Here is a 511-nt window from a genome sequence, read left to right on the forward strand (position 1 = left end):
ACGGAATGGCGACCCGATACCGCGCGGCCTCCGAAACGACCGATGACTTCGTGCACGACAATCCGTGGAAAGCGATCGCGCTGGCCGCGGTTGCGGGTCTCGTCATCGGAATGCTTGCATCGCGTTGAACTGCCGCGGTGATGGCGCCCCCCGACGACGCCTGAGGAACGCGCAATGCTTGAGCGCATGGATTCCTCTCCCGCAGCGAGTGCACCATGCGAATCAGACTCAAGCCTCTAAACGAACAGGTCATCGTCATCACGGGCGCGACGAGTGGAATAGGGCTCGTCACCGCGCGTACCGCTGCCCGACGCGGCGCGAGGCTGATGCTCGTATCGCGCGATGAAAAGGCGCTTTCCGAGCTCGCCAGCGAGTTGTCGCGAGATCGAAGCGACAGTGTCTCGTACGCCGTCGCAGATGTCGGCGACCGTGCACAGTTGCAAGCCGCTGCGGACGAGGCGATCTCGCGTTTCGGCGGCTTCGACACCTGGGTCAACAATGCAGGCGTCTC

At 63.4% G+C, this 511-nt stretch carries 2 protein-coding genes; both read left to right on the forward strand.

Translation table 11 applies throughout. The features are described from left to right. Nucleotides 1-5: 5 nt before the first annotated feature. Nucleotides 6-128, forward strand: a complete 123-nt coding sequence (locus AWB74_RS45285; RefSeq protein ID WP_087039612.1) for a DUF883 family protein — start codon at nucleotides 6-8, stop codon at nucleotides 126-128. A gap of 87 nt (nucleotides 129-215) precedes the next feature. Continuing rightward, nucleotides 216-511, forward strand: a 296-nt coding sequence (locus AWB74_RS45290) for an SDR family NAD(P)-dependent oxidoreductase (protein ID WP_143749589.1), incomplete at its 3' end; no start/stop codon positions are given.

The organism is Caballeronia arvi, assembly GCF_001544695.2.
In the GTDB taxonomy this organism is placed as follows: domain Bacteria; phylum Pseudomonadota; class Gammaproteobacteria; order Burkholderiales; family Burkholderiaceae; genus Caballeronia; species Caballeronia arvi.

What these genes read in the sequence shown, in the direction of transcription:
- AWB74_RS45285 (WP_087039612.1), top strand. Translation starts at nt 6, where the DNA reads ATGGCGACCCGATACCGCGCGGCCTCCGAAACGACCGATGACTTCGTG.